We start from the raw sequence: 24,994 nt of genomic DNA, 5'->3' as shown, positions 1-24,994 counted from the left end.
TAATGCGCAACTTACTTCTCCTATGACCAATCCTCGCGGGACGGCATACGGAGCCCCATGATCCTCGCCACACCGAGGCACGACAGCCACAGGCCGTAACCGAGCATGCCGCCCAGGGTGTTCAGGAGCAGGTCGTCGACGTCGGCGATCCGCCGGCCCGAGAGGTATTGCAGCACCTCGATCAGCAGGCTGAGGCCGAACGAAGCCGCCGCCACCCGGGTGAGCATCGAGCCCGACCGGCGGGGCCACAGGATCGGAACCAGGAACCCCATCGGGAGGAAGACCCCGAGGTTGCCCAGGATGTTCACCACGAACGGCTCGCCGCCCCGGGCCAGGTCGAACCGGATCGTCCGGAGAGGGATGAAGTTGGGCCGGGCGACCGGCTGGAGGAACATGAACAGGGTCAGGCGGCACAGCACCGCCAGGTAGACGACCAGGACCACCGCCGCGAACCGCTTGAACATGCCATCGCCCCCGCCCTGCCCTCCGCAGCGATCATCACCCTGATCCCATCGGGATCGGGGACGCGTCCCCGGCACGGGGGCTCAGCGCGAGGCGTGGAAGACCATCCGGCCGAACCGGTCCTGGGGGCGGCCGACGGTCGGGTACTCGACCGGCGTCATCGGGAACGAGCGGATGGTCTGGAAGCCGGCGAGCCGGAGCAGCCCCTCGACGGCCGCCCGGTTCGGGCCGAACCAGTTCGACGCGTCCCCGGCGCACTCGTCGTTGGGGTAGAAGGCCCAGGCCGGCGTGTCGACCTCCATCAGGTCGACGTGGGTCTCGATGATCATGTCCTTCGGCGCGACCGAGGCGACCTTCATGAACGTCGAGACGGGGTCGGGCAGGTGGTAGAGCACCCCGAGGAACAGGACGAGGTCGAACTGGCCGATCCGCTCCGGGGAGATCTCGGACGCCTCCATCCAGACGTCTTCGACCTTCGAGTTCAACGCCTTGCGCGCGAACTCGAAGCCCGCCTTGCCGATCGAGTCGACCTTCCACACCCCGCCGTCGAGCGCGACCACCCGGCTCGCCCCCCGGCGCTCGCATTCGAACGAGAAGAACCCGTCCCAGGCGCCGATGTCGAGGACTTCCTTGCCGGTCAGATCCGCCGGCAGGTGGACCTGCGCCAGCTTCGCCTGCGTGTCGTCGCGACCGGGCGTCACCACCCCGTTGCCGAGGTCGATCCGGTGGAACCAGTTGATCTTGCCCATCTCGTCGTGCAGCGTCGCCATGGAGCCCATCCCTCCCCTCCTTGAATGCGGCCCCCGGCCACAAGGTCGGCCGGAGGCTACGCCAACCTCGGGGTCTGGTCAAGACGCATCCAAGGTCCCCCACGGGCGGGAATCATGCCAATCTTCGAAACGACGAAGGCCGCCCGGATCATCGGGCGGCCTTCGTGGGTGAGTTGCACCGGCAGGAGTCGAACCTGCTACCTCCAGGTTATGAGCCTGGCGAGCTACCGGTGCTCTACGGCGCGACTCCGAATCTATCCGATCGCCCCGGGCGTGTCCAGCCTGATCTCGGGAAATGTCGCGGGTCGCGTCCGGCCACGATTCTCGCGGGGGGATCGAGGCGGAGCGTTCGAAACGACGAAGGCCGCCCGACTTGGATCGGGCGGCCTTCGCGGGTGAGTTGCACCGGCAGGAGTCGAACCTGCTACCTCCAGGTTATGAGCCTGGCGAGCTACCGGTGCTCTACGGCGCGACTCCGAATCTACCCGAACGACGCGGCCACGTCCAGTCGAGTCCGCGGATTTCGTCGGAAATCAGCGCCGGCCGCCGATCAGGGCCGGGAGCCAGGTCGAGAGGATCGTGCCCGCCACGAAGGCCTGGACCAGTGTGGCGATGGGGGCCCCGGGGATCAGGACACCCAGGCCCGCCAGGGCCAGCGCCGCCGTGTAGGCCACGGCGATCCGCCGCGAGCCGCCCGGGGGCAGGTTGAAGGTGACCGCCAGGGGTAGCAGCAGGAGGCCGAAGTAGGCCATGCCCACGAAGGCGAAGGGGCTGCCGGTGGCCAGGTAGACCTCGCCCAGGGCCGCCGCCGCCAGGAACGAGCCGCCCACCCAGTTCGACTCCACCCGCTGCTCGCGCGACAGGGCCAGCCGGCCGAAGCGGCTGGTCCGGAGCGTGAGGTTGAACAAGGGGCTGGCGATCCAGGTCATCAGCAGGAAGCCGAAGGCCAGCACCAGGATGGGCACGATGAACGGGCGGAGGGCCGGCGCGGCCTCGGACAGGCTGGCCAGCGCCTGCCGGCCGAAGATGAAGCCCAGGATCACCGCCCAGCGGGCCGTCGGCCCCAGGCGGCCCATCCAGAGGAAGAACCGGAGCATCTGGCGATAGATCGGCGACCGGGCCTTGAGCGCCTCGACGATGCCGACGCGGGCCCACTCCAGGTCGGGGTCGAGCCGCAGGGCCTCGCGGAAGTGCTCGGCCGCCTTGAGGTGGTCCGCCTGGTGGAGGTAGGCCCAGCCCTGGTTGGCGTGGGTCAGGGCATTCTCCGGGTCGTCGGCCAGGGCCGAGCCGAGGGCCCGGACCGCCTCGTCCTTGCGGCCGAGCTGGACCAGGGCCAGGGCCCGGAGGTTGGCGCAGGTCGCGTTCTCCGGGTCGAGCGCCAGCCCGCGCTCGGCGGCGGCGATCGCCTCGGCGAAGCGCCTCCGGGAGATCGCGATGCTGGCCAGCAGCCCAGGATAATCGGCGTCGGTCGGGTCGAGCCGGATCGCCTCGATGGCGGCGGCCTCGGCCTCGTCCTCGCGGCCGAGCGCGTGGAGCGCCTGGCCGTGGACGTAGTGGCAGAAGGGGTAGCCGGGGTCGAGCCGGACCGCTTCCTGGGCCTCGCGCAGGGCCTCGGCGTCCTGATCGCCCCGGCCGAGGCAGAGCGAGAGGCAGGCGTGGGCCCGGGCGTTGTCGGGGTCCAGGGCGAGTTCCCGGCGGAACTCGCGGACGGCCAGGTCGAACCGGCCCTGGCCGAGCAGGATCACCCCGCGGTCGTAGGCTGTGCTGCTCATCTCAACCCAGTTTCAGGTACTTGGAAATGTCGTCGTAGATGCCGCCCTGGTTCGAGTAGAGGGCATAGTTGCGGGCCGTCGAGAACCATTCGCGGGTGGACGGCTTGACCGTCGCCGCGGCGGTGAGCAGGTCCTTGGTGACCAGGGGCTTGGGGATGCCCGCCTTCATCGCGTCGCGGAGCTTGGCCTCCACGGCCAGGTCGACCACGGCGCGGAGGTCGGCCCCCGACAGGTTCTCGGTCTTCTTGGCCAGATATTCGAAGTCGACGTCCTGCACCGGCTTGCCCCGGCACAGGAGCCTCAGGATTGCGGCGCGGGCCGGGGCGTCGGGGGGCGGGACGAACAGGATCCGGTCGAACCGGCCGGGGCGGCGGAACGCCGGGTCGAGGTGCCAGGGGGCGTTGGTCGCCGCCAGGACCAGCACCCCGTCGTTCTGCCCGCCGATCCCGTCCATCTCGGCCAAAAACTGGTTGATCAGCTGCCGGCCGCCGCTGGCCTTCAGGTCGGCCCGGCTGGCGGCCAGGGCGTCCACCTCGTCGAAGAACAGGACGCACGGGGCGTTCTCGCGCGCCTGCTCGAACAGGGCGTGGAGGTTGCGCTCGCTGTTGCCGATCCACATCTCCAGGACGTCGTTGATCCCGATGGCCAGGAACGCCGCGTCGATCTCGCCGGCCGTGGCGCGGGCCAGGTAGGTCTTCCCGCAGCCCGGGGGGCCGTAGAGCAGGATCCCCCCGCCGATCGCCTTGCCGTAGGCCTTGTACAGCTCGGGGTGGGCGATCGGGTGGATGATCTTGATCCGGATCTCCTCCTTGAGCGTCTCCATGCCGCCGACGTCGCTGAACCGCAGCGAGGGGCGCTCGACCTCGGCGCCCGGGACGCTCGGGCCGTCGTCCCAGGACGACCGGATCCGCCCCTCGACGATCTCGTCGGTGGTCAGGTCCTCGTCGTCCTCATCCTCGTCGTCCTCGTCATCCTCGTCCTCGGGCTCCTCGATGCGGATGCCCAGGCGTTCGGCGAACTCGCGGTCGGCGACGGTCGGGTCGGCCTCGACCCCCCGGCGATACTGCGCGACCGCCTCCTCGACGTCGCCGGCCCGGAACAGCATCCGGGCATAGAGGACGAACGCGCGGGGCGGGGCATCGAACCGCCGGATCACGTCCTCCAAGAGGACGACCGCCAGGTTGTGCTTGCCCTGCTGGATGAAGGCGCCCGCCAGCCCGACCTTCAGGCTGGCGTCGTCGGGGGCCAGGGCCAGGGCCTCGCGGAACTCGACCTCGGCGAGGTCGGCGCGGCCCTGGCCGAGCAGGCTCTCCGCCAGGTGCCGACGGAGCGGGATGTTCTCCGGGGAGAGGCGCAGCGCCTCGCGAAGGGTCTCGATGGCGCGATCGCCGTTCACGGCAAACTCCTCGACGGAAGGGGAGGGCGACGACGCGCCCTAAACTCTGATTGTAGGGCGAGTTGCCGAGGAGGGTCAAGCCGCCGTGGCGATCCGGATCACTCGCCCTTCGCCCCCGACTTCATCCAGCCCGCCTTGTTGGTCGTGATCCCGTCGACGCCCGCCTCGGCCAGCCGCCGGGCCTCGGCCGGGTCGTCCACCGTCCAGGTGTAGATCTCCAGCCCGCTCTGCTTGATCTTCGCCACCGCGGCGGCATCCAGGGGGCCCTTGGCCGCGAGGTCGAGCCCGTCGGCCTTGAGCTCCTTCGCCTTGGCGATCAGGGAGTCGATGCTGGGGGTCCAGCCGCCGGGGGCCTTCTCGTCTTTCTTGAAGCTCGACAGGAAGTACGCCTTGATCTCCGGGAGCTGCTTCTTGCTCTCGGCCACGGCGTCGGCCTGGAAGCTGATGACCGCGAGCTGCCCGGGCTTCTTGCCCGACTGGCGGATCGACTTCACCAGCGCCGGGATCGCCTCGGCACCGACCTTCACCTCGATGAAGCAGCGGCCATCCTCGGGGATCGTGGCCAGGGCCTCGTCGAGCGTGGGCACGGGCTCGCCCTTGAATTTGGGATCCTTCCACGACCCGGCGTCGAGCCCCTTGAGCTGCTCTCGGGTGCTCTCCTTGATGGCGTGGCGCTCGCCGGTGGTCCGACGGGTGTCGGCGTCGTGGCAGACGATCAGGGTCCCGTCCTTGGCCAGGTGGACGTCGAGTTCGATCGCCTTCACGCCTCGCTCCCACGCCAGGCGGAACGCGGAGAGGGTGTTCTCCGGCGCGTCGGCCGACTCGCCGCGGTGGGCGACCCACTCGACATCCCCGCCCGCGGCAAACCACGCCATCGCCGCCCCGGCAATCCAAGCAACCATGCGTCATCCCCTCGCTGATCGGACAGCCCCGCGGCTCCCCTCCCCATCGCGGGCGGGCGAAGGCCGACGGGAATCGAGCCATGATCCCCACGCCTCGGGGGGCGGTCAACCCTTGGGGCAGACCGGCGTGTGGGTCTCGGCCGGCGCAGCCCTGCGGAACGATGGGCATCGTGCAAAACATGTCGAGATTTCGGGCACACTGCACGATGGCAAGGCGAATGGATTTGAGGCGACCCAGAAGGGCGACACGGATCGCCGTTCACTTAAATATCAACCAGACAGCAACTTAAGACGATCCAGATTCGAGATTCGGGGTTTGGCATGGTGGTAGCTTTTAGCCGTTTCGCTGAATCTCTCCAAGCCGTCAGCACCATGGAGGTGGCATGGACCATCTAACGATCGGATCGCTCGCGGAACGAATTGAAAAGCTGGAATGCGCCAATCGGCGCCTGCTCAGGAGCCGAGGTCGTTGGCGGGTCGGAGGTTCGATCGTGCTGGCGGGGGCCGGGCTCCTGGCCATGGCAGGTGCCGCGTCTCAATCGTCCATGGGCATCGAATCCAAGGAGTTCCTGCTCAAGGACGACAACGGGAAGACGAGGGCGGCTTTGACCATACGCCCCGATGGCACGCCCGGCCTCGCGTTGATGGACCCCGAAGGGCATGTCCGCTGCTCGTTCGACCTCGGGGCCGATGGCACCCCGGGCCTGAACCTTTTCGACGACGAGGAAGGCCTGAGGGCGGCGGTGGCCATCCGGCCCGACGGCACGCCCGGCATGGGCCTGTTCGATAAGGGCAACCGGCCGAGGCTGTCACTCGACATGGGGAATGACGGCTCGGCCGGCGTGAATATCCACGGCGAGGACGGGAATCTGAGGGCCGCCCTGGCCATCCGCGCCGACGGGACGCCCGCCCTGGGGCTGTTCGACGAGGCCGGCAAGGTCGGCAAGTCGGTGGAACTCGGCACCGACCGTGGGCCGTCCAGGTCCGCGGCGGAGTGACCGATCGCCGGGGCGATCACTGGCCCGGTAGCCAGGGCTTGTGGTGGAAAACGTTCCGCCCGGTGCCGAACTCACGGTGATGCGCCGGGGCCCGGGGCGCCGAGTACGAGCGGGCCGCCGGGGCCCGTCTCACCGCCTGGCCGGGCTGATAACCCTGCCAGGCCTGGGCCGGCTGATAACCCTGCCAGGCCTGGGCCGGCTGATAACCCTGCCAACCCACGGCCGGGCGGGGTGCCGGGGCGGGCGTGACCACCGTGTAGTTCGGGGCGGCATAGGTCCCCCAGGTGTACCCGGGAGCATAGCCCTGCCATCCGGAACCGTTGCCCTGGGCGTTGGCGGAATTCGATGCGATGCCGGACAGTCCGACCGCGGCGACGAGGATGAGCGTCCGCGCTGGAGTGAACACGTCGGGTCTCCTTTCGGGAGCAAGAAAGAGTGTTCGGGCCGGTTGAAGAAGTGGATTGGCCCGTCGTTCTGCTTCATACGCTCTGAAGACCCGTTTTGTTCGGCAATTCCCCTGCCAAGATAGCCCGGCGACCGGGAGAAATCCCCGGCCAGACCGAATTCCTTCCCCCGAACCGACGGCCCTGCTTCACCCTTTGATGAAAAGGAGTTGCTGGATCTTGCCGTCCGGGCTTCGATAGAGGGTCCCCTTGAGGACCGCCCCCCCCTTGAAGGTGAGGGTGATCGTGGTCACCTCGAATCCCCCGCGCTCGGAGGACGGGGAGGCCTCGACCTTTTCGGGCTTGCCCAGGGGGCCGAACCGCTCGCCGGCCCCCGCCACGACCTCGTCGGGCAGGTAGGCGGAGAATTCGTCGGAGAGCTTCGCCCGGTCGACCCGGCCCGCCTGCATCTCGCGGAAGAAGGCGAGGGCGGCCTCCTTCGGGGGCGGCCCGGCCACGGCGGGGACGGCCGGGGCCTCGTCCGGGAGCCGCCCCCCCCGGATCACGAGGTCGAGGATCGTCCCGTGCAGCGAGCCCGGGTCGAGATATTCGCTGTTGGCCAGCAGGATCACGGCCGACTTCGTCCGGGGGATCATCGCGTTGTAGGACTGGAACCCGCTGACGCCCCCGGAGTGCGACAGGACCACCTCGCCGCCGCGCCGGGCCGATCCGATCCCGCACCCATAGTCGCGGACCCGCTCGCCGGCGATCATCCTCGGGGCGGTCATCAGGCGATAGGCCTCGGGGCGGAGCACCTTGCCGCCCATCAGGGCCAGGTCCCACCGCGCCAGGTCGGGGGCGGAGGCCCACAGGTCGCCGGCCGCATAGAGCCAGCCCGGGCCCTCGGGGCGGACCGCCTGCGGCGGGCCCAGCGCGATCGTGGTGTAGCCGGTCGCCTTGTCGGCGAGCCTTTCGGCCGGGGCGAACGCCGAGCGGTCCATGCCGAGCGGCTTGAGGATCCGCCGGGCGAGGAACGCCCCGAACGGCTCGCCGGAGACCTTCTCGATCACCCGGCCCAGCAGGACGTAGCCGGTGTTGCTGTACGACCAGCGCGTGCCGGGCTCGAAGTCGAGCTTGCCCCCGGCGTACTGCTTGAGCAGGTCGTCGTGGGCGATCGGCCCCCGCATCCGCGTGACGACGAAGTCGAGCGGGTAGTAGTCGGGATAGCCCGACGCGTGCGTCATCAGGTCGTACAGGGTGATGTCCGCGGCGCGGGTCAGGCCCGGGAAATACTTGGCGACCGGGTCGTCGACCGAGAGCTTCCCGTCCTCCGCCAGCAGGAGGACCCCGGCGCAAGTGAATTGCTTGGTCACCGAGCCGATCGAGAACGCCGTGTCGGGCTCGACGGGGAGCCCTTTCGCGAGGTCGCGGAGGCCATATCCCTTCGACAGCACAACCTCGCCCCCGGTCACGATCGTGAGCGAAAGGCCGGGATAGCCGCGGTCGCGGACCTGCGCGGCGACATAGGCATCGATGGCGGCGATGTCGAACACCTTCGGGGGTCCTTCCGCGCCCGCGGCGGGCAAGGCGGCGGCCATCAGCCCCGCAAGCGTGATGATCCGGGCGATCGGTGGCATGGGATGGGTTCCGGGGGGGACGAGGGGGGCGGGATCAGGCGGGCCAGCTGAAGGCACGGCCGGAAGCGATGGATTGGGCCGAATCGTCCTCGATCCACCGGGGCTGGCCGCCCCAGCCGCGGCGGATCCAGCGGGCCTGGAGCTGGGCACGGCCGTTGACGCCGAAGTGGCGGTAGATGGCCTTGGTGTAGTCGTTGACGGTATACCGGGCGATCCCGAGCCGGGCCGCGATCTGCTTGTCGCCGTCCCCCTCCAGCATGCAGGCCAGGACCTGGCGCTGGCGAGGGGGGAGGTCGGCCGGGGACGGGTCGGCGTACCGGGCCAGGTGGCCGCCGATCAGGGGGGATAGGGCCCGGTGGGTCTCGCGGATGATCGTCCGGGCCCTCGGCGAGAAGTCGGGCCGGCCGTCCTCGCGGAGCGCCACGATCCCCGAACTCTCGTCCCCCTGCGCCCCGTCGATCTTCCGGAAGCACCACATCGTGGCGTCCACCCCATACGGCCGCGAGATCATCTCATAATCGAATGACCGATACCATTCGCCGTCCCGGATGAAGTCGCTCCGCCGCAGGGCCGAACCGTCCTCGTCGAGGTTGCAGCGGTGATAGGCGATCATCGCCGGGGACAGCGACGGGTTGATCCGGAAGGATTGGAGATATTCGGCGATGAACGGGGGAGCGATGGCCTCGGACCGCCACCAGAAGGTCACCCCGAGATCCCGTGGCGCCAGCTTGCGGCAGCCGCCCATCTCCCCATTCACCAGAATGTCGGCGCCGACCAGCTCGGCCAGGCCCGAGGCCAACCGCTCGCGCCAGGCCACGCGCTCATCCCCGAGGTCCCGGCACTCGCCGAGGAGTCGCCAGATCGCCCGGCTGTCCTGCAGCCGCAGTTGGCCCGATTTCGACATGCGTCACCCCGATGGATGGATCCGACCCCCTCATTTTAGGGAATGGCCCCGGCACCGTCGACCGGCTATCGTGACGGCCTCGCGGTTGAACCGGAACCGGGTCGAACAGCCAGAGCATCGATCGGCCCGGCCTCCCCCCGCCGTGTCACCGCGAGGAGTCGCCGCCGCCCGCGATCACCCCCCCCTCTGATCGCGGGCGCGGCGGTGTCATGAAGCCGGCCCCCTGACCCGCCCGGCGAACGTTCGCGGCGTCCCCCCCGGGTCGCGGGCGTTCACCAGGCGGATCAGGGGGAGGCCGTCGGCCGCCCGGGGGAACTCCGGGTCGACCAGGCCGAGCCTCGCGGCATCCTCCAGGCCGACGCCGTCCTGGAGGCCCGCGCTCTTGAGCAAGACCAGTTCGTCGGCGCCGAGGCGGACGGCCACACGCGCGGCGATCGCGTCGGTGGTGGTGGTCCAGGCGTGCGGCAGGGCATCGGGCCGGGCATCGTCGGCGTCCAGGAACCGCCGGGGGGCGAGCACCGGCACGCGGCCGCGGCGGCGGGCATCGGAGATCGCATCCGGGTCGTCCACGACCTCCGACCCGGGCACCAGGTCGGCGAGGATCTTCGCGGTCAGGTCCAGGACGCGGAGCGCCAGGGCGTGCGACCGGCGTTCCCCCAGGCCGTGGACCCGGTCCAGGTCGCGGAGGGCGTCTGCGAACCGGCCCCCCCCGGCGAGGAGCACGGCCTCGCGGCCGGCGACCTCGGCGGCCAGCCGCGCCGGCAGCCCCGGCCAGTCGAGGAGGCTGCCTCCGACCTTGATCACGACCATGCGTCGCCCCGGAAGTCGCCGGCCTCGTCCCGGTCGCGGGCCAGGGCGAGCAGGGCGTGCGCGCACCCGGCCGAGGAGGCGTGCGGTCCCCAGATCTGCTCCAGGTCGAGGATCGTGCCGCCGGGGGCCAGCCACTCCTCCGCCACCCGGCGGGCCAGGAAGGCCCCCGAACCCGCGATGGCCACGACCCGCGGGGGCCAGTCGGCCTCGCCCAGCGCCCGCGCCGCCGCCGCCAGCAGGCGTCCCCGGAGCGCGGCGTCGAACGCGCGGGCCAGGTCGCGGGCGTCCTCCGGGGAGAACCCGTCGCGGTCGGCGCCGATCATCCGGGCCAGGCGGTCGCGGGCATGATCGACGGTCGCCGGGCGCCCGTCGGCGGTGGACAGCTCGTCGGGGTCCTCGGCCACCTCGCCCAGGGTGAGGTAGACGTCCAGCGTGGTCGAGAACAGCTCGGCGGCCAGGCCGATGGACCCCTCGCCGAAGACGACGTCGGTGGCCAGGGCGCAGAGCGGGGTCCGGCGGGCGCCGGCGTAGACCAGCTCCCCGGACCGGAGCCTTTCGGTGTCGGTCCGGCCCCGGGCCGTCACGGCACCACCGGCGAACGGGATCAGGTCCACGGTCGTCGATCCGATGTCGATCAGCAGCCCCCGGCCGTCGGGCACCATCCGGGCGACCACCGTGGCCAGCGCCAGCCAGTTCGCCGCGGCGGCCCCGGCCGGGTGCTCGCGGATGTACGACGCCGGGTGGAACCGGCCATCGACGCACCAGATCGCCAGCACGTCCCCCGGGCACGCCTCGCGGGTGGCGTCCACCACGGCGCGGACGCCGACCGCCTTGGTCGGGAAGCAGTCGCACAACTCGGCGGTCATGGTCAGGGCCACGCCATCGGCCGGGGGCAGCCCGCCCAGCAGCTTGCGGAGTTCCTCGGCCAGGCGTTCCGGCCGCTTCCAGAGTTCGAAGGCCACCGTGCGGGTCTCGCCGGATGCGTGGGCGGCCTTGAGATTGGCGCCGCCGATGTCCAGGGCGACCCAGGTGCGGGGGGCGGGGTTCACGGCGGCGATTCCTCGGAGACCAGGGTGCCATCGGGGGCGAAGCGGAAGCAGGGCCCCTGCCCGACCCGGCGGAGCCGATCGGGCCAGGGGGTGCCGTCCAGGGGTCCGCTGCACGCGGCGAGCCAGGCGGCGGCGATCGTGCCGGGGGCGTGGATCCGGGACAGGCCGACGTAGGAGGTCGTGGGCCGGGGGTTGATCTCCAGGATGGTCACGCCGCCCGCTTCCCCATCCCGGAGGAAGTCGACCCCGACCAGGCCCCGGAGCCCCGGCACCGCATCGACCGCCCGGGCGACCGTGCGGAGGTCCGCCTCGCCGCAGGCGACCGGCAGGCAGCCGCCGCGATATTCGACCCGCCCCCCTTCGACCGCGATCCTCTGCCGGCCGGCGGCCAGCGGGGTCGCCCGGCCGGCCGCGTCGACCAGGAAGCTGGCGCTCATCGGGTCGCCGGGCAGGTAGGGTTGGACCAGGGCCCTCTCCATCGCCAGCGCCGGGGCGGGCCAGCGTCGGGGGTCGGGGATCACGAACGTGTCGATCGACCCGGCGCCGTCGACCGGCTTCGCCACGATCGGCCCGCCCCAGGGGCAGTCCCAGGGCCGGCCGGGGACGACCACCCGCGACGGCGGGGTCGGGATCCCGAGCGCCGCGAGGTGCGTACCGAGGGCGGCCTTGTCGCCGGCCCGGTCGATCGCGCCCGGGCTCGATCCCAGCGACGGCCGGCCTCCTTCTTCCAGCCACCGGGCGAGCCGGGACAGCTCGCCCCCGGTCTCCACGGCGATCATGAGGCTATAATCGCAGCGGGCGGCGAGTTCGCGGATGGTCCGCTCCTCGCGGTCAGCCCGGACCCGGACGACCTCGCCGGGCAGGTCCGGCTCGCCGGGCAGCCGGGCATCGAGGGTCGAGACGACCCGCACGCCGGGCACGGCGGCGAAGTCGGCGACGATCGCCCGGCGCATCGCGGACCCCTCGGCGATCCACGACGCGGGCGGGTCGGGCTCGGCCAGGCCGCCCCCCGTCGCGAACTCGTGGACCAGGATCGAGATGACCCGCCCCTCCCCTCCCGAGCCGGCCTCAGCCATGCAAGTGATCCCCGTCCTCGACATCCGCGGCGGCCGGGCCGTCCACGCCCGGGGCGGCGACCGGGCCCATTATGGCCCCCTCCGCAGCGTGTTGCACCCCGGTCCCGACCCGGCGGGCCTGGCCCGGGCCGGGCGGGACCTCCTCGGGCTGTCGACCTGGTACGTCGCCGACCTCGACGCCCTGTCCGGCGCCCGTCCCGATTTCCGCCTGATCCGGGCCCTGAGCGACCTCGGCCTGGCCCTGTGGGTCGACGCCGGGCTCCGCGACCGCTCGGGCGTGGCCGGCCTGCTCGATGCCGGGGCGGCGCGGCTGGTGGCCGGGCTGGAGACCGTGGCCGGGCCGGGGGCGCTGGCGGGGATCATCGCGGAAGCCGGGCCCGATCGGGTGGCCTTCAGCCTGGACCTCCGCGACGGCCGGCCCATGGTCGAGACGGCCGAGCGGTGGGGCACCGCCGACCCATCGGCGATCGCCGCCCTGGCCGTGGCGGCGGGGGCGGGCCGGATCATCCACCTGGACGTCGGGCGGGTGGGCACCGGGCGGGGGGCCGGTCGCCCTCCGGACGTGCCCGGGGCGTCGTGGGTGGTGGGCGGCGGGATCTCCGGCCCCGACGAGTTGCGAACCCTCGCCCGATCCGGGGTGGCGGCGGCCCTGGTGGGGTCGGCCCTCCACGACGGGCGGATCGGCCGGGCCGACCTGGGCCGCCTGGCCGGGGGATCGGGCTGAGGCGAGAATCATGGCCCGCACCCGTCGGCCAGTTCGCCCCGGAACGTGGTCACGGCCTGCCCGCCCAGGATCACGCGATCCCCTTCGACCCGGACCCGGACCACGCCGCCCCGGGCCGAGACCTGGAGCCCGACCAGTTCGGGCCGCCCCAGCCGCCCGGCCCAGAACGGCCCGAGGGTGCAATGGGCCGATCCGGTGACAGGGTCCTCGGCGATCCCGACGCTCGGGAAGAAGCACCGAGACGCGAAGTCGCCCCCCCCGGCCGAGGCCGGCGCGGTCACCAGCACGCCCCGCGCCGGGATCGCCGCCAGCCGGGCCATGTCGGGCGACAGCCCCCGGACGGTGGCCTCGTCGGCGACCTCGACCAGCAGGTCGAACCGCCCCCGGCCCGCGTATCGCACCGGCACGCCCAGGGCCTCGGCCGCCGGCCCGGGGTCGACCTCGCGCTCGACGGGGGTGGCCGGGAAGTCCAGCGCGATCCAGCCCCCGTCCCCGCGCCGGGCGGTGAGCGGCCCGCTCCGGGTCAGGAATCGCGCCGGGAGGTCGGGCGCGAGATGGCCGTCCTCCCAGAGGACATGCGCCGAGGCCAGGGTGGCGTGGCCGCACAGGTCGACCTCGACGGCGGGGGTGAACCAGCGGAGGCCGAAGGTCCCCGCCTCGCCCGGCTCCGGGGCCAGGAAGGCGGTCTCGGACAGGTTCATCTCGCGGGCCACGTCCTGCATCCACCGGGCATCGACGGCCCCCGGAAGGAAGCAGACCGCGGCGGGATTGCCGGCGAACGGGCGATCGGTGAAGGCATCGACCTGGACGATTTTCGGGCCGGACATGATGGTCATCTTCCCGGGGAAAGTGCGCGCACGACCGGCGACGCACCCCGCCCCGGCCCTGTTGGACCAGACGGGACGCGTGCGGTCAAGGTTCGTGCTTCCCGGCTCACGGGGACCGCTGGTCGGCGGCCCAGGCCTCGCCCAGCGTCCGGGCGTCGGGGGCCACGCATTCGAACCCGAAGCCGACCAGGCCGTAGACGATCGCCGTGACCAGCGCCGCGATCCAGGTCCGGCGCAAGACCGACCGCGACCAGTGCGGGGCCGGGCCGGCGGCGACGGCCCGCGACATCGCCCCCAGGAGCACCCCGTCGACCAGCAGTTCCGCGAGCAGCACGGGCGAGATGACGATCGCGTAGAGGCCGACGATCAGGGTACACAGGCCGGCGATCAGCAGGAGGACGACCAACGCGGGCGCGGCATCGCCGATCTCGAAGAGATTGCCCAGCCCGCTCACGTCGGAGGAGGAGAGGTTGCCGGACCGCTTCGGCTCCGGGGCAATGGAATCGTCGAGCAGGGGGGCGATCCCGAGCATCGTGATGCCGGATTCCGGGCCCCCCTGCCCCTGCCCTGCCTCCGGGCCGAGGTAGGCGGCCTTCTGGCCCCGGAGCCAGGACCAGAGCAGGCCGAGATAGGTCGCGTAGGCGGCCCCGACCGCGATGGGATAGCGGACCGGCATCCGATCCACCCCCAGGCGGAGCAGCCCGACCGAGGCCAGGAATCCCGAGGCGATGCTCAGGGACAGCACCCCGAGCATCCTCAGGCGGGGCGACCCGCGCCCCTCCAGATGGCGGCGGGCGCGCCGGACCAGGCGGTCGCGATCTTCGGTGACGCTCATGGGGGGCTCCCGCGATGGTCCGGCCCGCCCCGCGATCATCGCGCGGGCGGGCCAAGCTCCGATGCCCGCGCGACCGGGCCCCGGCATCCCGGGCCGGGGACGGCGAGGGGGTCGGACCAGGATATCACGTCCCCGGCCCATCTTCATGGGTCGGGGACGGCGGCCGCCGCCGGATCCGAGGTCGCCCCGGATCGGGGGTCAGAACGCGTCGGAGCTGATCACCTCGCTGCCGCGGATGGTGCTGATGGCGACCCACGAGGCGGGGTTGATCGAATCCTTGACGAACCGGACCGAGCCGTCCATCATCAGCACATTGACGCCGCCCGGGTGATACGAGCTGGCGCCGATCAGGGTGGTCAGGGAGCTGCCGGGGCCGGTATCCGTGTTGTAGAAGCAGGCCTTCTTGTTGGGCGTCTGGACGTGGCGATACCCCCCGCCGCGGCCGGCGTGATCCCAGAGCCAGTATTCTCCCTTGTAGCCCCAGACCCGATTGGTCGCGGCCTGGCACTGCGCGGCGACGGTGGCCTCCGGGTTCTTCACGTTGGCGATGCCCCCGTTGTAGACCATGTGGGTCCCGTCGGTCTGCCCGCCCGTCCCGCCGGAGTTCGATCCCGGGCCCTTGACCCACTCGCTGAAGATCGCCGTGTTGCTCAGCCCGTCCCGGATCCCCTGGAAGGTGATGGGGATGCCGTGGATGCCGTCTCCCATCCGGTAGGCCGGCCCGCCGGACCGGTCGTTCGGGTTGTTGTAGCGATTGTTGCCGAGATTGTTCGGGTAGTTGGTCGTCGCGACGTTGTCGGGATCGGCCGTCCCCGAGTTGTCGTCGGACGGGCAGACGAAGGTCGCGACCGCCGTCCTGCGCACCGTCGAGTTCATCAGCCCGATGACATCGCTCGACGACGAGCTGAAGGAGACGTTCATGTTCAGGGCGTTGAACAGGGGCTGCTGCTCCAGGCCGGGGAGCAGGCGGGCCTTCATCGAGAAAGTCGGGGGGTTGGTGGAGCCCGAGGCCCCGGTCGGGGGGATCGCCCCGTTCTGGCTCTCATAGTTATGCAAGGCCAGGCCGAGCTGCTTGAGATTGTTGACGCATTGCGAGCGGCGGGCCGCCTCGCGGGCCGACTGCACGGCGGGCAGCAGGAGGGCGATCAGGACCGCGATGATGGCGATCACCACCAGCAGCTCGATCAGGGTGAAACCGCGACGCTTCATGGCCATCGGATTACCTTCTTTTCCGTATGAGATCAGGGCGATGGGGGGATTCCAAGGGAGGCTAGTCCGGCCCGGATGCACCGCGAGGGCGGCTTCCCGCCCCCGGGGTGCGACGTCGGATGCGGATGGACGATGAGGGCGTGATGAGAACGAGCAGGGCCGGCCGGCCGCCGGATCAGTCCGTCTTCTTGGTCCCGTTGCGGAGTTCTTCCTCGGCCGCCTTCTGGGACTGCTGGATGGCGGCCTCCGAATCCTTCGGGACGTCGGGCGGGGTGACCCCGGCCACGCCGATGTCGCCGGTCGGACGCCCCCCGCACCCGGCCGCGACGCAGCCGAGGACGAGGGACAGGATCAGGGCCGAGGATGGGCGGAGCATGGACATCGGCGGGATTCCTCGCGAGGGATGCGATGAGGCAGGGCGGGAGCGGGGGCCGTGGGCGACGCGCACCGGGATCGAGGCATCGCATCGAAATCGATGGATTCCATCGTCTTCCTGGTTGACGCGACGTCGCGCGCGGACGCGTCCGGGGCCGTCGTCGGCGACGCGGCGGATGAGGGACCGGAGGGCATGATCCACAAAACTTGATCTTCAGGGAATCTTCACAAAGTATCGCCCTGGATGAGGGGAATCAACAACTTAAATCCTAAAAAGATCAGGCCGGAATCGGCATGACCTCATGGGGGATCGCGGGCCGGCCTCCCGGGGCCCCCCCGTGCGTCGCGGCGGGGGGGATCCGGCCGGCCGCTCGACCGTCGGCCCCCCCTCCCCCCTCGCAGATCGGCCCGCCCGAGGCGACCCCGATCGGCGGGGGAGGACGGGCGGGGCGACGGCCGCGAAACCTCCCCACGAAGTTGGCGGGATCTTCATCGCGCCTTCTCGGCGACGGGCTAGCCTGCGGGCCGGCGTTTTCAGGTCGTCCCCGTCGCCCACCGCCCCGAAGGATCCCACGTGACCAAGCCCCCAACCTCCGCGAGCCGCCCGGGGTTCACCCTGATCGAACTCCTGGTGGTCATCTCGATCATCGCCGTGCTGATCGCCCTGCTCCTGCCCGCCGTCCAGGCCGCGCGCGAGGCCGCCCGGCGGATCCAGTGCACCAACAACCTGAAGCAGCTCGGCCTGGCGATGCACAACTTCGAGTCGGCCAACGGCTTCTTCACCCCGGCGGCCGTCACCGCGGCCTTCCCCCGGCTGAGCATCAACGTCGACGCCAACGGCAATGCCGTGAAGCCCCTGACGCTGCACGGGTGGTCGGTCCTGCTGCTCCCCTACATGGAGCAGTCGGGCCTGGCGAACACCTACAACTTCGCCCGCGACTACCGGGACGTCGGCAACTCGACGCTCCTGAGGACGCAGCTGAACGTGATGGCCTGCCCGTCCACCCCGAACCCCAACCGGATGGACACGCAGACGTCCGGTGCCTTCACGAACTGGACGGCCGCCTGCGGCGACTATGCCCCGAACAACAGCGTTCAGGCGCCCCTGATCAATCAAGGCTTCGTCGCCCCGGGCAACTACGAAGGCGTGATGCAGGCCAACGTGGTCCGGACGATCGCCGAGATCACCGACGGGACCTCGAACACGCTGGTCATCTCCGAGGACGCCGGACGGCCCGACCGCTGGAGCCGGGGCTACAAGCTCGAACGCTCCTCGCCGCCGGGCACCCCGGGCCGGATCTACGTCGACGGCGGGGGATGGGCCGACCGCGAGAGCCCCTACGGGCTGCACGGGTTCACCCTGGATGGCAAGGCCACCCCCGGCCCGTGCCACACCAACTGCACCAACCGGAACGAGGTCTTCAGCTTCCACCCCGGCGGGGCCAACCACGTGTTCGCCGACGGGTCGGTCCGGTTCGTGAAGGAGACCACCGCCATCCAGGTCTTCGCCAACCTGATCTCCCGCGCCGGGGGCGAGATCATCTCGGCCGATTCCTTCTGAGATCCGGCGGAGGGTCGATCCGCGTGCGAGACTTCCGGGACGGCGCCCGCTATGCTCGTCCCGGAATCATCGTCACCCGGTCGCGAGGCCCCGCGATGCCCCACCCCCACGCCGAACCGGCCCGCCCCCGCGACGACAGGCTCCTCACGCGGAGCCTCGCGGCCATCCTCTTCCCGTTCGGCCTGATCACGCTCCTCGCGGCGCCGGTCGCGGTCGCCGCGGCGATCCGGCATCGGAGCTGGGGCGAGGCCGGGGGCGCCGCCGCGGCCTTGATCGCCGGGTGGACGCTCGCCTGGCTGTCCTGCTCGCTCTGGACGGGGCGTGGGGTGCCGCCGTGGTTCATCCGGGCGTTCTTCGCCGCCCTGTTCGCCATCCCGATGATCGGCGCCCTGACGGCGGGGACCTGGGAGGAAGTGGCGCTGGTGACGGCCTTGCTGATGCCGATCGGGCTGGGGTCCGTCCTCTACAACACCCCCGCCTCCAACCCTCCGACGATGTCCGACCGGTCCCCTTGACGGCCGGCGGACGGGGGGAGCCTCCGGCGAGCGTCCCCCGCGATCGCACCCTGCCCCGCCGGAGCCCTCCACCCCGAAGCCCGTCCCCGACGAGGCCAGCCATGTCCGACCTGAGCCTCGGAGACCGCCTCGACGGCTACAAGACCTACCTGGCGGCGCTCGGCTTCCTGATGCTGGCCGCCTACAAGTGCTGGACCCGCCGCTGGGAAGACGGCATCGAGATGGCGCTGGTGGCGTTCGCCACGGCGAGCCTCCGGCACGCCATCGCCCGGAAGAAGGTCATCGTGGCCCGGGAAGATCACTTCCTGGAGGATCACGATTGACCGGCGGGCCGGGCGAGGCCGGATCCTCGCCCGCCTCGATCCCGGGCCGGATCAGCCGAGGGCCCGCCTCAGGCGGCCGAACACCGTCGCCACGACGTCCTCGATGGCGATTTTCGCCTTGCGCCAGCGGCCGGGCGGCTTGCCCGCCGGGCCGGACCTGAGCAGGTCCCGGTGGAATTCGCGCCGGTCGGCGGCCCGATCTCGGTTCATCTCGTCGCTCATCCAAGCCTCCCTCGAATCGGCCGACGCATTCGCGGCGTCGGCCCGGTCGATCCACCTCCGTCATCCCTGCGGGCCGGGGGGGAGAGCCCCATCGTCCTCCGTCCGATGCCCCACAGGATCGGCGATCGAGCGGGCCGATTCAAGTGAAGTTCGGGAAATCCCGCATCATGCGATGCCCTCGCCCCGGGCGGCCGGCCCGGTGGGGTTCTCGCATCCGCCCCGGGTGGTATCATGGGCGGGCGCGGGGCCGAGTGCGACGACCCCGCCCCGCCCGCCGCCCGCCCCTTCACGGAGGACCGAAGACGATGAGCCAGGGATACGAGTCTCGCCGAGGTTTCCTCAACCGGACGACGGGGGCCATGATGGCCGCCGGGATCCCCGCCTGGTTCGCCCGGCGGGCGATCGCCGACGACCAGGAGAAGAAGGCGGCCGAATCCCGGCGCAAGATCGGGCCGAACGACACGATCACCCTGGGGGCCATCGGCGTCGGCGGCCAGGGGGTCGGGATCATGAAGGCGGCGCTCCGGCACCCGGGGGTCCGGGTGGCCGCCGTGTGCGACGTCGACGCCGAACGGCGGAAGAAGGCCGTCGCCGAGGTCCAGGGCATCAAGCCCGGGGCCGATGTCGCCGAGTACAACGACTTCCGCGGCCTGGTCGCCCGCGACGACCTCGACGCCGTGACCGTGGGCACGGTCGACCACTGGCACGCCCTCGCCTCGATCTACGCGATGCGCGACGGGCTGGACGTCTACTGCGAGAAGCCCCTGGCGTTGACCATCGCCGAGGGGCAGGCGATGGTCCAGGCCACCCGCAAGTACGACCGGATCTTCCAGACCGGCAACATGCAGCGGTCCGACCCCTTCGGGCGCTATCGCCTGGCCTGCGAGCTGATCCGCAACGGCCGGATCGGCAAGGTCCACACCGTCGAGGCCCGGATCGGCGAGAACCCCGTCGGCGGCCCGTTCCAGGTGTCCGAGGTGCCCCAGGGCCTCGACTGGGACCTGTGGAAGGGCCCGACGCCCGACGTCCCCTACATCCGGGAGAAGTGCCACTACAACTTCCGCTGGTGGTACGACTACTCCGGCGGCAAGCTCACCGACTGGGGCGCCCACCACAACGACATCGCCCAGTGGGCCCTGGGCATGGATGACTCCGGCCCGGTGGCCGTCACGGCGGTCGGCCTCGCCCCGCCCAAGGACAAGAACTCGTACGACTGCCACCACCAGTTCTCGGTCGAATACGAGTACGCCGACGGCACCCGCCTGATCACCTCGTCGCTGGGCGAGAACGGCAACCGCTTCATCGGCGAGGACGGCTGGATCTTCGTCAGCCGGACCAGGATCGAGGCCAGCGACCCGGCGATCCTCGCCCAGGAACTGCCCGCCGACGCCACTCGGCTCTACAAGTCGACCGACCACATGGGCAACTTCCTGGACGGGGTGCGGACCCGCGTCCGGCCGATCTGCGACGTCGAGGTCGGGCACCACTCGGCCAACGTCTGCCACCTCGGCTCGATCGCCCTCCGGATCGGCCGCCCGCTCCGCTGGGACCCCAGGGCCGAGCGCTTCACCGGCCCCGACGCCGACAAGGGCAACAGCATGATCGCCCGCGAGTACCGCTCCCCCTGGAAGCTGGAAGTCTGACCCCATCCCCACCGTCGCCGAAGGCCAGGCCCCCATGCACGAGACGCCGAACATCGTCGAGGACGTGACCAGCCTGGCCTGCGGCGGGCTGTGCGACGACCTCCGGGTCGAGGTCGTCGCCGGCCGGGCCACCCCGGCCGGCGACGCCTGCCCGGTCGCCCGCGACTGGTTCGCCGCCCCCCACCCCGGCGACGGCCATCCCCCGGCCACCATCGACGGCCGCCCTGTCGGTCTCGATGAGGCCATCGCCCGCGCGGCGGAGATCCTGGGCGGGGCCCGGTCGCCGTTGATCCGGGGGCTGACCGGCACCACGGTCGAAACCATGCGCGAGGCCCTCGCCATCGCCGACGCGATCGGCGCGGCGGTCGACCTCGGCGGCTCGCGCTCCTCGGACCATCGCCGCTCGGCGTTCCAGAGGGTCGGCAAGGTCTCGGCAACGCTCGGCGAGGTCCGCGACCGCGCCGACCTCGTCGTCTTCTGGCATTGCGACCCGATCGGCACCCACGCCCGGCTCTGGGACCGATGCGTTGAAGCATCTGGCGAGTTCATCCCGGGCGGCCGATCCGGCCGAACGGTGATCGCGATCGGCACGGCCCCGACGGCGACCTCCGCCCGCGCCGACCTATCCCTGATCGTCTCCCCCGAATGCCGGGGCGACCTCCTCCGCATCCTCCGGGGCCTCGTCCGGGGCAAGGCCCTCGATCCCTCCCGGGTCGAGCGGGCCGTCGGCTGGCCGTTCGCCGCGATCCGCGACCTCGCCGACCGCCTCCTCGGCGCCCGCTACGGCGTGTTCTTCGCCGGGGGCGAGGTCGCCGACGCCGCCGAGGCCGAGGCCGTCCTCACCCTGGTCCGCGACCTCAACGAAGGCCGCCGCTTCGTGCTGATGGACCCGGGCGGACCGGGCAACGCATCGGGCGTCGGGGCGGTCGCCACCTGGCAGGCCGGCGCCCCGACCGCGCTCGACTTCGCCCGCGGCTACCCCCGCTACCTCCCCGGCGAGGCCACCCTCCGTGCCCGCCGCGACGCCATCGACGCCCTCCTCGTCGTGGCCCCCGCCCCGCCCGCGATCGACCTCCCCGGCCTCCCCACCATCCTCATCGGCCCCGGCGCCACCCGCCCCGACCTCCCCCGTACATCGGTCGCCATCGACGTCGCCCGCCCCGGCATCGAGTCCGGCGGCACCATCTCCCGCCCCGACGGCGTGATGCTCCCGCTCCGCCCCCCCCTGGCCCCGGGGCCGAGGCCGACCGATCGGGACGTGTTGCGGGCGATCGGAGATCGAGTCCGGAAATCGTAGGCTGGGTCGAGCCCCAGCTTGTGGGCGTATGCTGGGTCTCGACCCAGCCTACAAGCTACTCACATTCCCGCATGCGCATCACCCACTTCATTGCGATAATCGAAGCCCACGCGATAAGCCCAATCGATCGAGTCGATGTTCGCGCCCAAGCCGCGTATCCGTCCTCTCAACGAGTCGACGAATCGACGAGGGGTGACTTGCATCCCGCCGGGGCCATTCTCGCCAAGTTCGCATTCAAGCCAAACGATTCGATCCGAACTCGGGTGAATCTGGATTCGCAAATGGATAGGCGTATATCGTTGGCTGGTGATGATCATGCAGAGGCCGAGAAGCTCGATTTCCTGCTCGCCACGCTTCGTCGCGACAAGAGGCCACACCCCATCTAAACTCTCATTCTGCCATTCCGCATATTTGGTCTTGAGTACCGCCGGGAGGAAGAATTCGAGATTCCCCAGGACATAGCCAAACTCTCCCGAATCCGGAATATCTGCATTGATCGGAAGCCCCAGCAGAATCGACCGAAGGGTTTTGCTGATCTCCCTTTGAAGTCGAGACATCGTCGTCGCTCCTTCGGCCGGCATCCTGAACTCGATGACGGGGCCGAGGTCCGATGGAAAGTACCGGGCCGGGCCGCGATCACCATTTTTCTCCGAAGGTCATCGGCCAAGGACATCCCGCAAGCGGACGTGGAACGGGCCGAGCTTGCCGCCGTAGTTGCCGGCGGAGATCTGGATCACGCCCGGGAGGGCCCCGGCGCGGAGGCCGGCGGCGGTGGCGGCCTCGACGGCGTCGAGGGTGAGGCCGTCGATGACGATCTCGTAGGCGCACGCGGCGTCGGGGGGGAGTTCCGAGGGGACTAGGCCGAACAGGGTCGGGGCGAACGCGGTGTTGGTGCTGGCCCGCAGGGCCTTGTACTTGCTGCCGACCTTGGAGCCGGATCGGGCGATCCCGCCCGGGAACGGCAGGATCACGCCGGGCACCAGCCGCATGGCGTCGGCAGCGGCCTCGGCGGCGCGGAGGGTCGCGGCGCGGCCTGTGCCCACCAGGATGATGTTGCCGCCGGCCACGCCCTTGGTCGTGCCGAAGGTCTCCTCGCAGGTGAACTCGCCATCCATCACCGGCAGGCGCCAGAACCGGCGGCCGAGGAGCTTCTTGCTGATCTGCCAGCCGTCGCCGAAGTAGCGGAGCTTGCCGCCGACCACCACCGTCTTCTCGCCGATCGGCAGGCCGTTGTAGCAGGCGGTGGTCGGGCAGGTCATCACGCACTGGCCCACGCGGTTGACCAGCGCCTTCTCCAGCGCGTCGCGGCTGAACGCGAACAGGAGGATCGACAGCCCGGGGCGGCCGTCGGGGGTCTCGTCGGGGGACAGGACGCGCTCCACGGCGGCCTCGGCGTCGCAGCCGATCACGCTGGTGGCGTAGCCCGTCATGGTCCGCCCGGCGATCTCGGCCCAGCGCGGGGTGTCGGCCGTGACGATGGCCCGCGCCGCGGTCATCGGGAACGCCTCGGCGAAGGTGTCGACGATCGCGACGCCGTTGATCTGTTCGGTGCTCATGCCGGGGTCCCCCCGGGGCGGCAGGCCACGGCCTTCGGGTTGGTCAGCTCGGCGTCGGTCATGGGGAAGTTCCCGGGGCGGATCGACGACCGCTTCGCGAGGAAGGCATGAATGTCGGGCTCGGCGTCGGTGTCGGCCTCGGGGTCGGCGTGCAGGGTCCGGCCTTCGGGCCAGGTGCGGAGGTCGCCGTCGTCCAGGACGATCTCCCCGGCCTTGATCAGGTAGCGGGGCAGCGAGAACATCCTTTCCTTGTCGTCGTCCGGGGCATAGATCGTCACGTCCCCGTCGGCGCCCACGCCCAGGTGCCCCTTGTGGGCCATCCCGAGCATCCGCGCCGGCCCGGCGCGGGTGATGATGGCGATCTCGCTCAGGGAGAACTCGCGAGAAAGGTCCCCCAGCCCGGAGCGGGCCCGGACCCGGTCGGGCAGCCGTTGCAGCGTGTCGTTGCGATGCCCCCGGTCCATCAGCAAGGCGATGATCTGGGGATAGGCCAGGAACGACCCGCCGTTGGGGTGGTCGGTGCTCATGGCCACTTGCCAGGGGTCGGACACGCGGAGATACCACTCCAGGCCGATCGCCCACTGGAGGGCGTGGACGGCGTTCTTGTCCTCATACGTGATCGGCACCACGCCGCAGCCGGTTTCCAACTCGACGTCGTGCGACAGCCACTTCCGGCCGGTGACCTTGTGGAGGTACTGCCCCACGGCGGCGTCGGCGGTCATGCTGGTGGTCGACCCGAACATCACCTGCCCGACGTCGACCGTCAGGTTCTTGTGGGCGTCCAGATATTCCGCGAGCGGGGCGACCTGCGAGTCGAACGCGGCGAGGTTGCCGGGGTCCCCGCCGTAGCTGTGGAACTGGATGTGGGCGAGGTGGGCGCGATGGCCGTCGATCACCTTCATGGTCTCCAGCGTGGTCGCCCAGTTCCCCGGCAGGCCCAGGTTCTGGCCGTGGAGGTGGACCGGGTGCGGCAGCCCCAGCTCGTCCACGGCGCGGGCCAACTCGCCCAAAATCTGCCGGGGCGTAACCCCGAAGTGCTCGACCACGTCGTCCAGGGTCGACACGTTGCCGTAGCCCTGCTTCCAACGCTCGATGCCGCCGGGGTTCACCACCTTGACCCCGAACCCCCGCGTCGCCCCCAGCATCCAGGCGATGAACGCCTTCAGGCGATCGCGGTCGCCGTCGCGGACCCGCTCCAAAACGTAGTGGTGGTTCCCCATCAGCACCAGGAACGCCTTGTCGATGATCGGCGTGTCCCGGAACTCGTGGTGCGCAGGCCGCGCCCCCAGCGGCGCGATCGCGGCATCGACGGCCGTCCCGTACCCTAGGCCCGCATACTTCGCCCCGGTCGTGAAGGTAGAGGGCACGCCCCCCAGGACGCCCGACCGCCCCCCCTCGGCCCGGGGCATCGCCGAGCCCCGATAATCCTCGGGCCTCATGGCCCGCGCCGCATTGACCTTGGTCCCGGCGATGTGGCAATGGACGTCCACGCCCGCCGCCATCACCACGAACCCCCGCGCATCGATGGTGCGATCCGCCCGGATCCCCGGGTCGTCGGGCGCGGGCGCGACCCGGCCATCGACGATCCAGACGTCCGCCACCCCGTCGACCCCGTTCGCCGGGTCGATCACATGCCCGCCCCGGATCCGCAACCGCGTCATCGACCCCGCCTCTCTGCCGACCGGCCGGGCGATCCGGCCCGGGGCGTCCAGCATAACCGGGCGTCGGCGGCCTCGCGAGGTTCTGGG

At 71.0% G+C, this 24,994-nt stretch carries 27 protein-coding genes and 2 tRNA genes; 8 read left to right on the top strand and 21 right to left on the bottom strand.

The genetic code is table 11. The features are described from left to right. Window positions 1-20 precede the first annotated feature (20 nt). The 7 genes from TA3x_RS20450 to TA3x_RS20420 all read right to left on the bottom strand — a co-directional run bounded on the left by TA3x_RS20450 (window position 21) and on the right by TA3x_RS20420 (window position 5,302). The gene (locus TA3x_RS20450; RefSeq protein WP_435016521.1) at window positions 21-464 is read right to left on the bottom strand and encodes a VanZ family protein; all 444 of its coding nucleotides are present in this window, start codon (window positions 462-464) and stop codon (window positions 21-23) included. Window positions 465-545: 81 nt separating this feature from the next. After that, window positions 546-1,232, bottom strand: coding sequence for a class I SAM-dependent methyltransferase (locus TA3x_RS20445; RefSeq protein WP_435016520.1), 687 nt, complete (start codon window positions 1,230-1,232; stop codon window positions 546-548). Window positions 1,233-1,405: 173 nt separating this feature from the next. Then, window positions 1,406-1,477, bottom strand: a tRNA-Met gene (locus TA3x_RS20440). A gap of 155 nt (window positions 1,478-1,632) precedes the next feature. After that, a tRNA-Met gene (locus tag TA3x_RS20435) sits at window positions 1,633-1,704 on the bottom strand. Between the two features lie 61 nt (window positions 1,705-1,765). Then, window positions 1,766-3,004 (bottom strand): tetratricopeptide repeat protein, encoded by a 1,239-nt coding sequence (locus tag TA3x_RS20430; RefSeq protein WP_435016519.1) that lies wholly within the window; start codon window positions 3,002-3,004, stop codon window positions 1,766-1,768. Between the two features lies 1 nt (window position 3,005). Beyond that, on the bottom strand, window positions 3,006-4,400 hold the full coding sequence (locus TA3x_RS20425) for an AAA family ATPase (RefSeq protein WP_435016518.1): 1,395 nt from the start codon (window positions 4,398-4,400) through the stop codon (window positions 3,006-3,008). Between the two features lie 98 nt (window positions 4,401-4,498). Then, window positions 4,499-5,302 carry a glycerophosphodiester phosphodiesterase gene (locus tag TA3x_RS20420; protein ID WP_435016517.1) on the bottom strand — a complete coding sequence of 268 codons (804 nt, stop codon included), beginning with the start codon at window positions 5,300-5,302 and terminating at the stop codon, window positions 4,499-4,501. Between the two features lie 545 nt (window positions 5,303-5,847). Here TA3x_RS20420 and TA3x_RS20415 point away from each other — a divergent pair. Next, on the top strand, window positions 5,848-6,300 hold the full coding sequence (locus TA3x_RS20415) for a hypothetical protein (protein ID WP_435016516.1): 453 nt from the start codon (window positions 5,848-5,850) through the stop codon (window positions 6,298-6,300). A gap of 16 nt (window positions 6,301-6,316) precedes the next feature. Here TA3x_RS20415 and TA3x_RS20410 read toward each other — a convergent pair whose 3' ends face one another. The 6 genes from TA3x_RS20410 to TA3x_RS20385 form a co-directional block, all read right to left on the bottom strand. Then, window positions 6,317-6,706: a hypothetical protein gene (locus tag TA3x_RS20410; protein WP_435016515.1), complete on the bottom strand. Its 390-nt coding sequence runs from the start codon at window positions 6,704-6,706 to the stop codon at window positions 6,317-6,319. A 186-nt stretch (window positions 6,707-6,892) separates the two neighbouring features. Continuing rightward, on the bottom strand, window positions 6,893-8,320 hold the full coding sequence (locus TA3x_RS20405; protein ID WP_435016514.1) for a serine hydrolase domain-containing protein: 1,428 nt from the start codon (window positions 8,318-8,320) through the stop codon (window positions 6,893-6,895). A 34-nt stretch (window positions 8,321-8,354) separates the two neighbouring features. Continuing rightward, on the bottom strand, window positions 8,355-9,224 hold the full coding sequence (locus tag TA3x_RS20400; RefSeq protein WP_435016513.1) for a helix-turn-helix transcriptional regulator: 870 nt from the start codon (window positions 9,222-9,224) through the stop codon (window positions 8,355-8,357). A gap of 207 nt (window positions 9,225-9,431) precedes the next feature. Next, a complete protein-coding gene (locus TA3x_RS20395; RefSeq protein WP_435016512.1) occupies window positions 9,432-10,034 on the bottom strand; it encodes a uridylate kinase in 603 nt (200 codons plus the stop codon). Further along, complete coding sequence (locus tag TA3x_RS20390; RefSeq protein ID WP_435016511.1) at window positions 10,025-11,083, bottom strand: hydantoinase/oxoprolinase family protein; 1,059 nt, start codon at window positions 11,081-11,083, stop codon at window positions 10,025-10,027. Before TA3x_RS20390 ends, TA3x_RS20395 begins: the two co-directional genes overlap by 10 nt. Next, on the bottom strand, window positions 11,080-12,159 hold the full coding sequence (locus TA3x_RS20385) for an ATP-grasp domain-containing protein (protein WP_435016510.1): 1,080 nt from the start codon (window positions 12,157-12,159) through the stop codon (window positions 11,080-11,082). Before TA3x_RS20385 ends, TA3x_RS20390 begins: the two co-directional genes overlap by 4 nt. Between TA3x_RS20385 and TA3x_RS20380 the strand changes: the two genes are divergently transcribed. Continuing rightward, window positions 12,158-12,883, top strand: coding sequence for a HisA/HisF-related TIM barrel protein (locus TA3x_RS20380; RefSeq protein WP_435016509.1), 726 nt, complete (start codon window positions 12,158-12,160; stop codon window positions 12,881-12,883). The two genes, TA3x_RS20385 and TA3x_RS20380, sit on opposite strands and share 2 nt — an antisense overlap. An 8-nt stretch (window positions 12,884-12,891) precedes the next feature. Here the strand turns inward: TA3x_RS20380 and TA3x_RS20375 are convergent, their stop codons facing one another. From TA3x_RS20375 to TA3x_RS20360, 4 genes are all read right to left on the bottom strand, one after another. After that, window positions 12,892-13,710, bottom strand: coding sequence for a PhzF family phenazine biosynthesis protein (locus tag TA3x_RS20375; RefSeq protein WP_435016508.1), 819 nt, complete (start codon window positions 13,708-13,710; stop codon window positions 12,892-12,894). 106 nt (window positions 13,711-13,816) lie between these two features. Further along, entirely contained in the window at window positions 13,817-14,545 is a 729-nt protein-coding gene (locus TA3x_RS20370) for a hypothetical protein (protein ID WP_435016507.1), read from the bottom strand. Between the two features lie 198 nt (window positions 14,546-14,743). Beyond that, the gene (locus TA3x_RS20365; RefSeq protein WP_435022401.1) at window positions 14,744-15,754 is read right to left on the bottom strand and encodes a DUF1559 domain-containing protein; all 1,011 of its coding nucleotides are present in this window, start codon (window positions 15,752-15,754) and stop codon (window positions 14,744-14,746) included. Window positions 15,755-15,929: 175 nt separating this feature from the next. Next, complete coding sequence (locus TA3x_RS20360; protein ID WP_435016506.1) at window positions 15,930-16,136, bottom strand: hypothetical protein; 207 nt, start codon at window positions 16,134-16,136, stop codon at window positions 15,930-15,932. 51 nt (window positions 16,137-16,187) lie between these two features. On the opposite strand from TA3x_RS20360, the gene TA3x_RS20355 reads away from it, so the two are divergent. From TA3x_RS20355 to TA3x_RS20340, 4 genes are all read left to right on the top strand, one after another. Continuing rightward, window positions 16,188-16,340 (top strand): hypothetical protein, encoded by a 153-nt coding sequence (locus TA3x_RS20355; RefSeq protein WP_435016505.1) that lies wholly within the window; start codon window positions 16,188-16,190, stop codon window positions 16,338-16,340. Between the two features lie 363 nt (window positions 16,341-16,703). Continuing rightward, entirely contained in the window at window positions 16,704-17,690 is a 987-nt protein-coding gene (locus TA3x_RS20350; protein ID WP_435016504.1) for a DUF1559 domain-containing protein, read from the top strand. Between the two features lie 95 nt (window positions 17,691-17,785). Beyond that, window positions 17,786-18,205: a hypothetical protein gene (locus TA3x_RS20345; RefSeq protein ID WP_435016503.1), complete on the top strand. Its 420-nt coding sequence runs from the start codon at window positions 17,786-17,788 to the stop codon at window positions 18,203-18,205. Window positions 18,206-18,306: 101 nt separating this feature from the next. Continuing rightward, window positions 18,307-18,528, top strand: a complete 222-nt coding sequence (locus tag TA3x_RS20340; RefSeq protein WP_435016502.1) for a hypothetical protein — start codon at window positions 18,307-18,309, stop codon at window positions 18,526-18,528. 51 nt (window positions 18,529-18,579) lie between these two features. Here TA3x_RS20340 and TA3x_RS20335 read toward each other — a convergent pair whose 3' ends face one another. Beyond that, a complete protein-coding gene (locus TA3x_RS20335; protein ID WP_435016501.1) occupies window positions 18,580-18,750 on the bottom strand; it encodes a hypothetical protein in 171 nt (56 codons plus the stop codon). 305 nt (window positions 18,751-19,055) lie between these two features. Here TA3x_RS20335 and TA3x_RS20330 point away from each other — a divergent pair, with 305 nt between their 5' ends. Both TA3x_RS20330 and TA3x_RS20325 read left to right on the top strand, forming a co-directional pair. After that, window positions 19,056-20,393: a Gfo/Idh/MocA family protein gene (locus tag TA3x_RS20330; RefSeq protein WP_435016500.1), complete on the top strand. Its 1,338-nt coding sequence runs from the start codon at window positions 19,056-19,058 to the stop codon at window positions 20,391-20,393. A gap of 34 nt (window positions 20,394-20,427) precedes the next feature. Then, entirely contained in the window at window positions 20,428-21,690 is a 1,263-nt protein-coding gene (locus TA3x_RS20325; RefSeq protein ID WP_435016499.1) for a formylmethanofuran dehydrogenase subunit B, read from the top strand. 59 nt (window positions 21,691-21,749) lie between these two features. Here the strand turns inward: TA3x_RS20325 and TA3x_RS20320 are convergent, their stop codons facing one another. From TA3x_RS20320 to TA3x_RS20310, 3 genes are all read right to left on the bottom strand, one after another. Then, window positions 21,750-22,247 (bottom strand): hypothetical protein, encoded by a 498-nt coding sequence (locus tag TA3x_RS20320; protein WP_435016498.1) that lies wholly within the window; start codon window positions 22,245-22,247, stop codon window positions 21,750-21,752. A 99-nt stretch (window positions 22,248-22,346) separates the two neighbouring features. Then, on the bottom strand, window positions 22,347-23,246 hold the full coding sequence (fhcD, locus tag TA3x_RS20315) for a formylmethanofuran--tetrahydromethanopterin N-formyltransferase (protein WP_435016497.1): 900 nt from the start codon (window positions 23,244-23,246) through the stop codon (window positions 22,347-22,349). Next, on the bottom strand, window positions 23,243-24,907 hold the full coding sequence (locus tag TA3x_RS20310) for a formylmethanofuran dehydrogenase subunit A (protein WP_435016496.1): 1,665 nt from the start codon (window positions 24,905-24,907) through the stop codon (window positions 23,243-23,245). Before TA3x_RS20310 ends, fhcD begins: the two co-directional genes overlap by 4 nt. Window positions 24,908-24,994: the final 87 nt, after the last annotated feature.

The sequence above is a fragment of the Tundrisphaera macrotermitis genome, assembly GCF_051175315.1.
Classification (GTDB): Bacteria; Planctomycetota; Planctomycetia; order Isosphaerales; family Isosphaeraceae; genus Tundrisphaera.
Note: the sequence above shows the minus strand (reverse complement) of the source record. Positions and strands in the feature narration are given on the sequence as shown.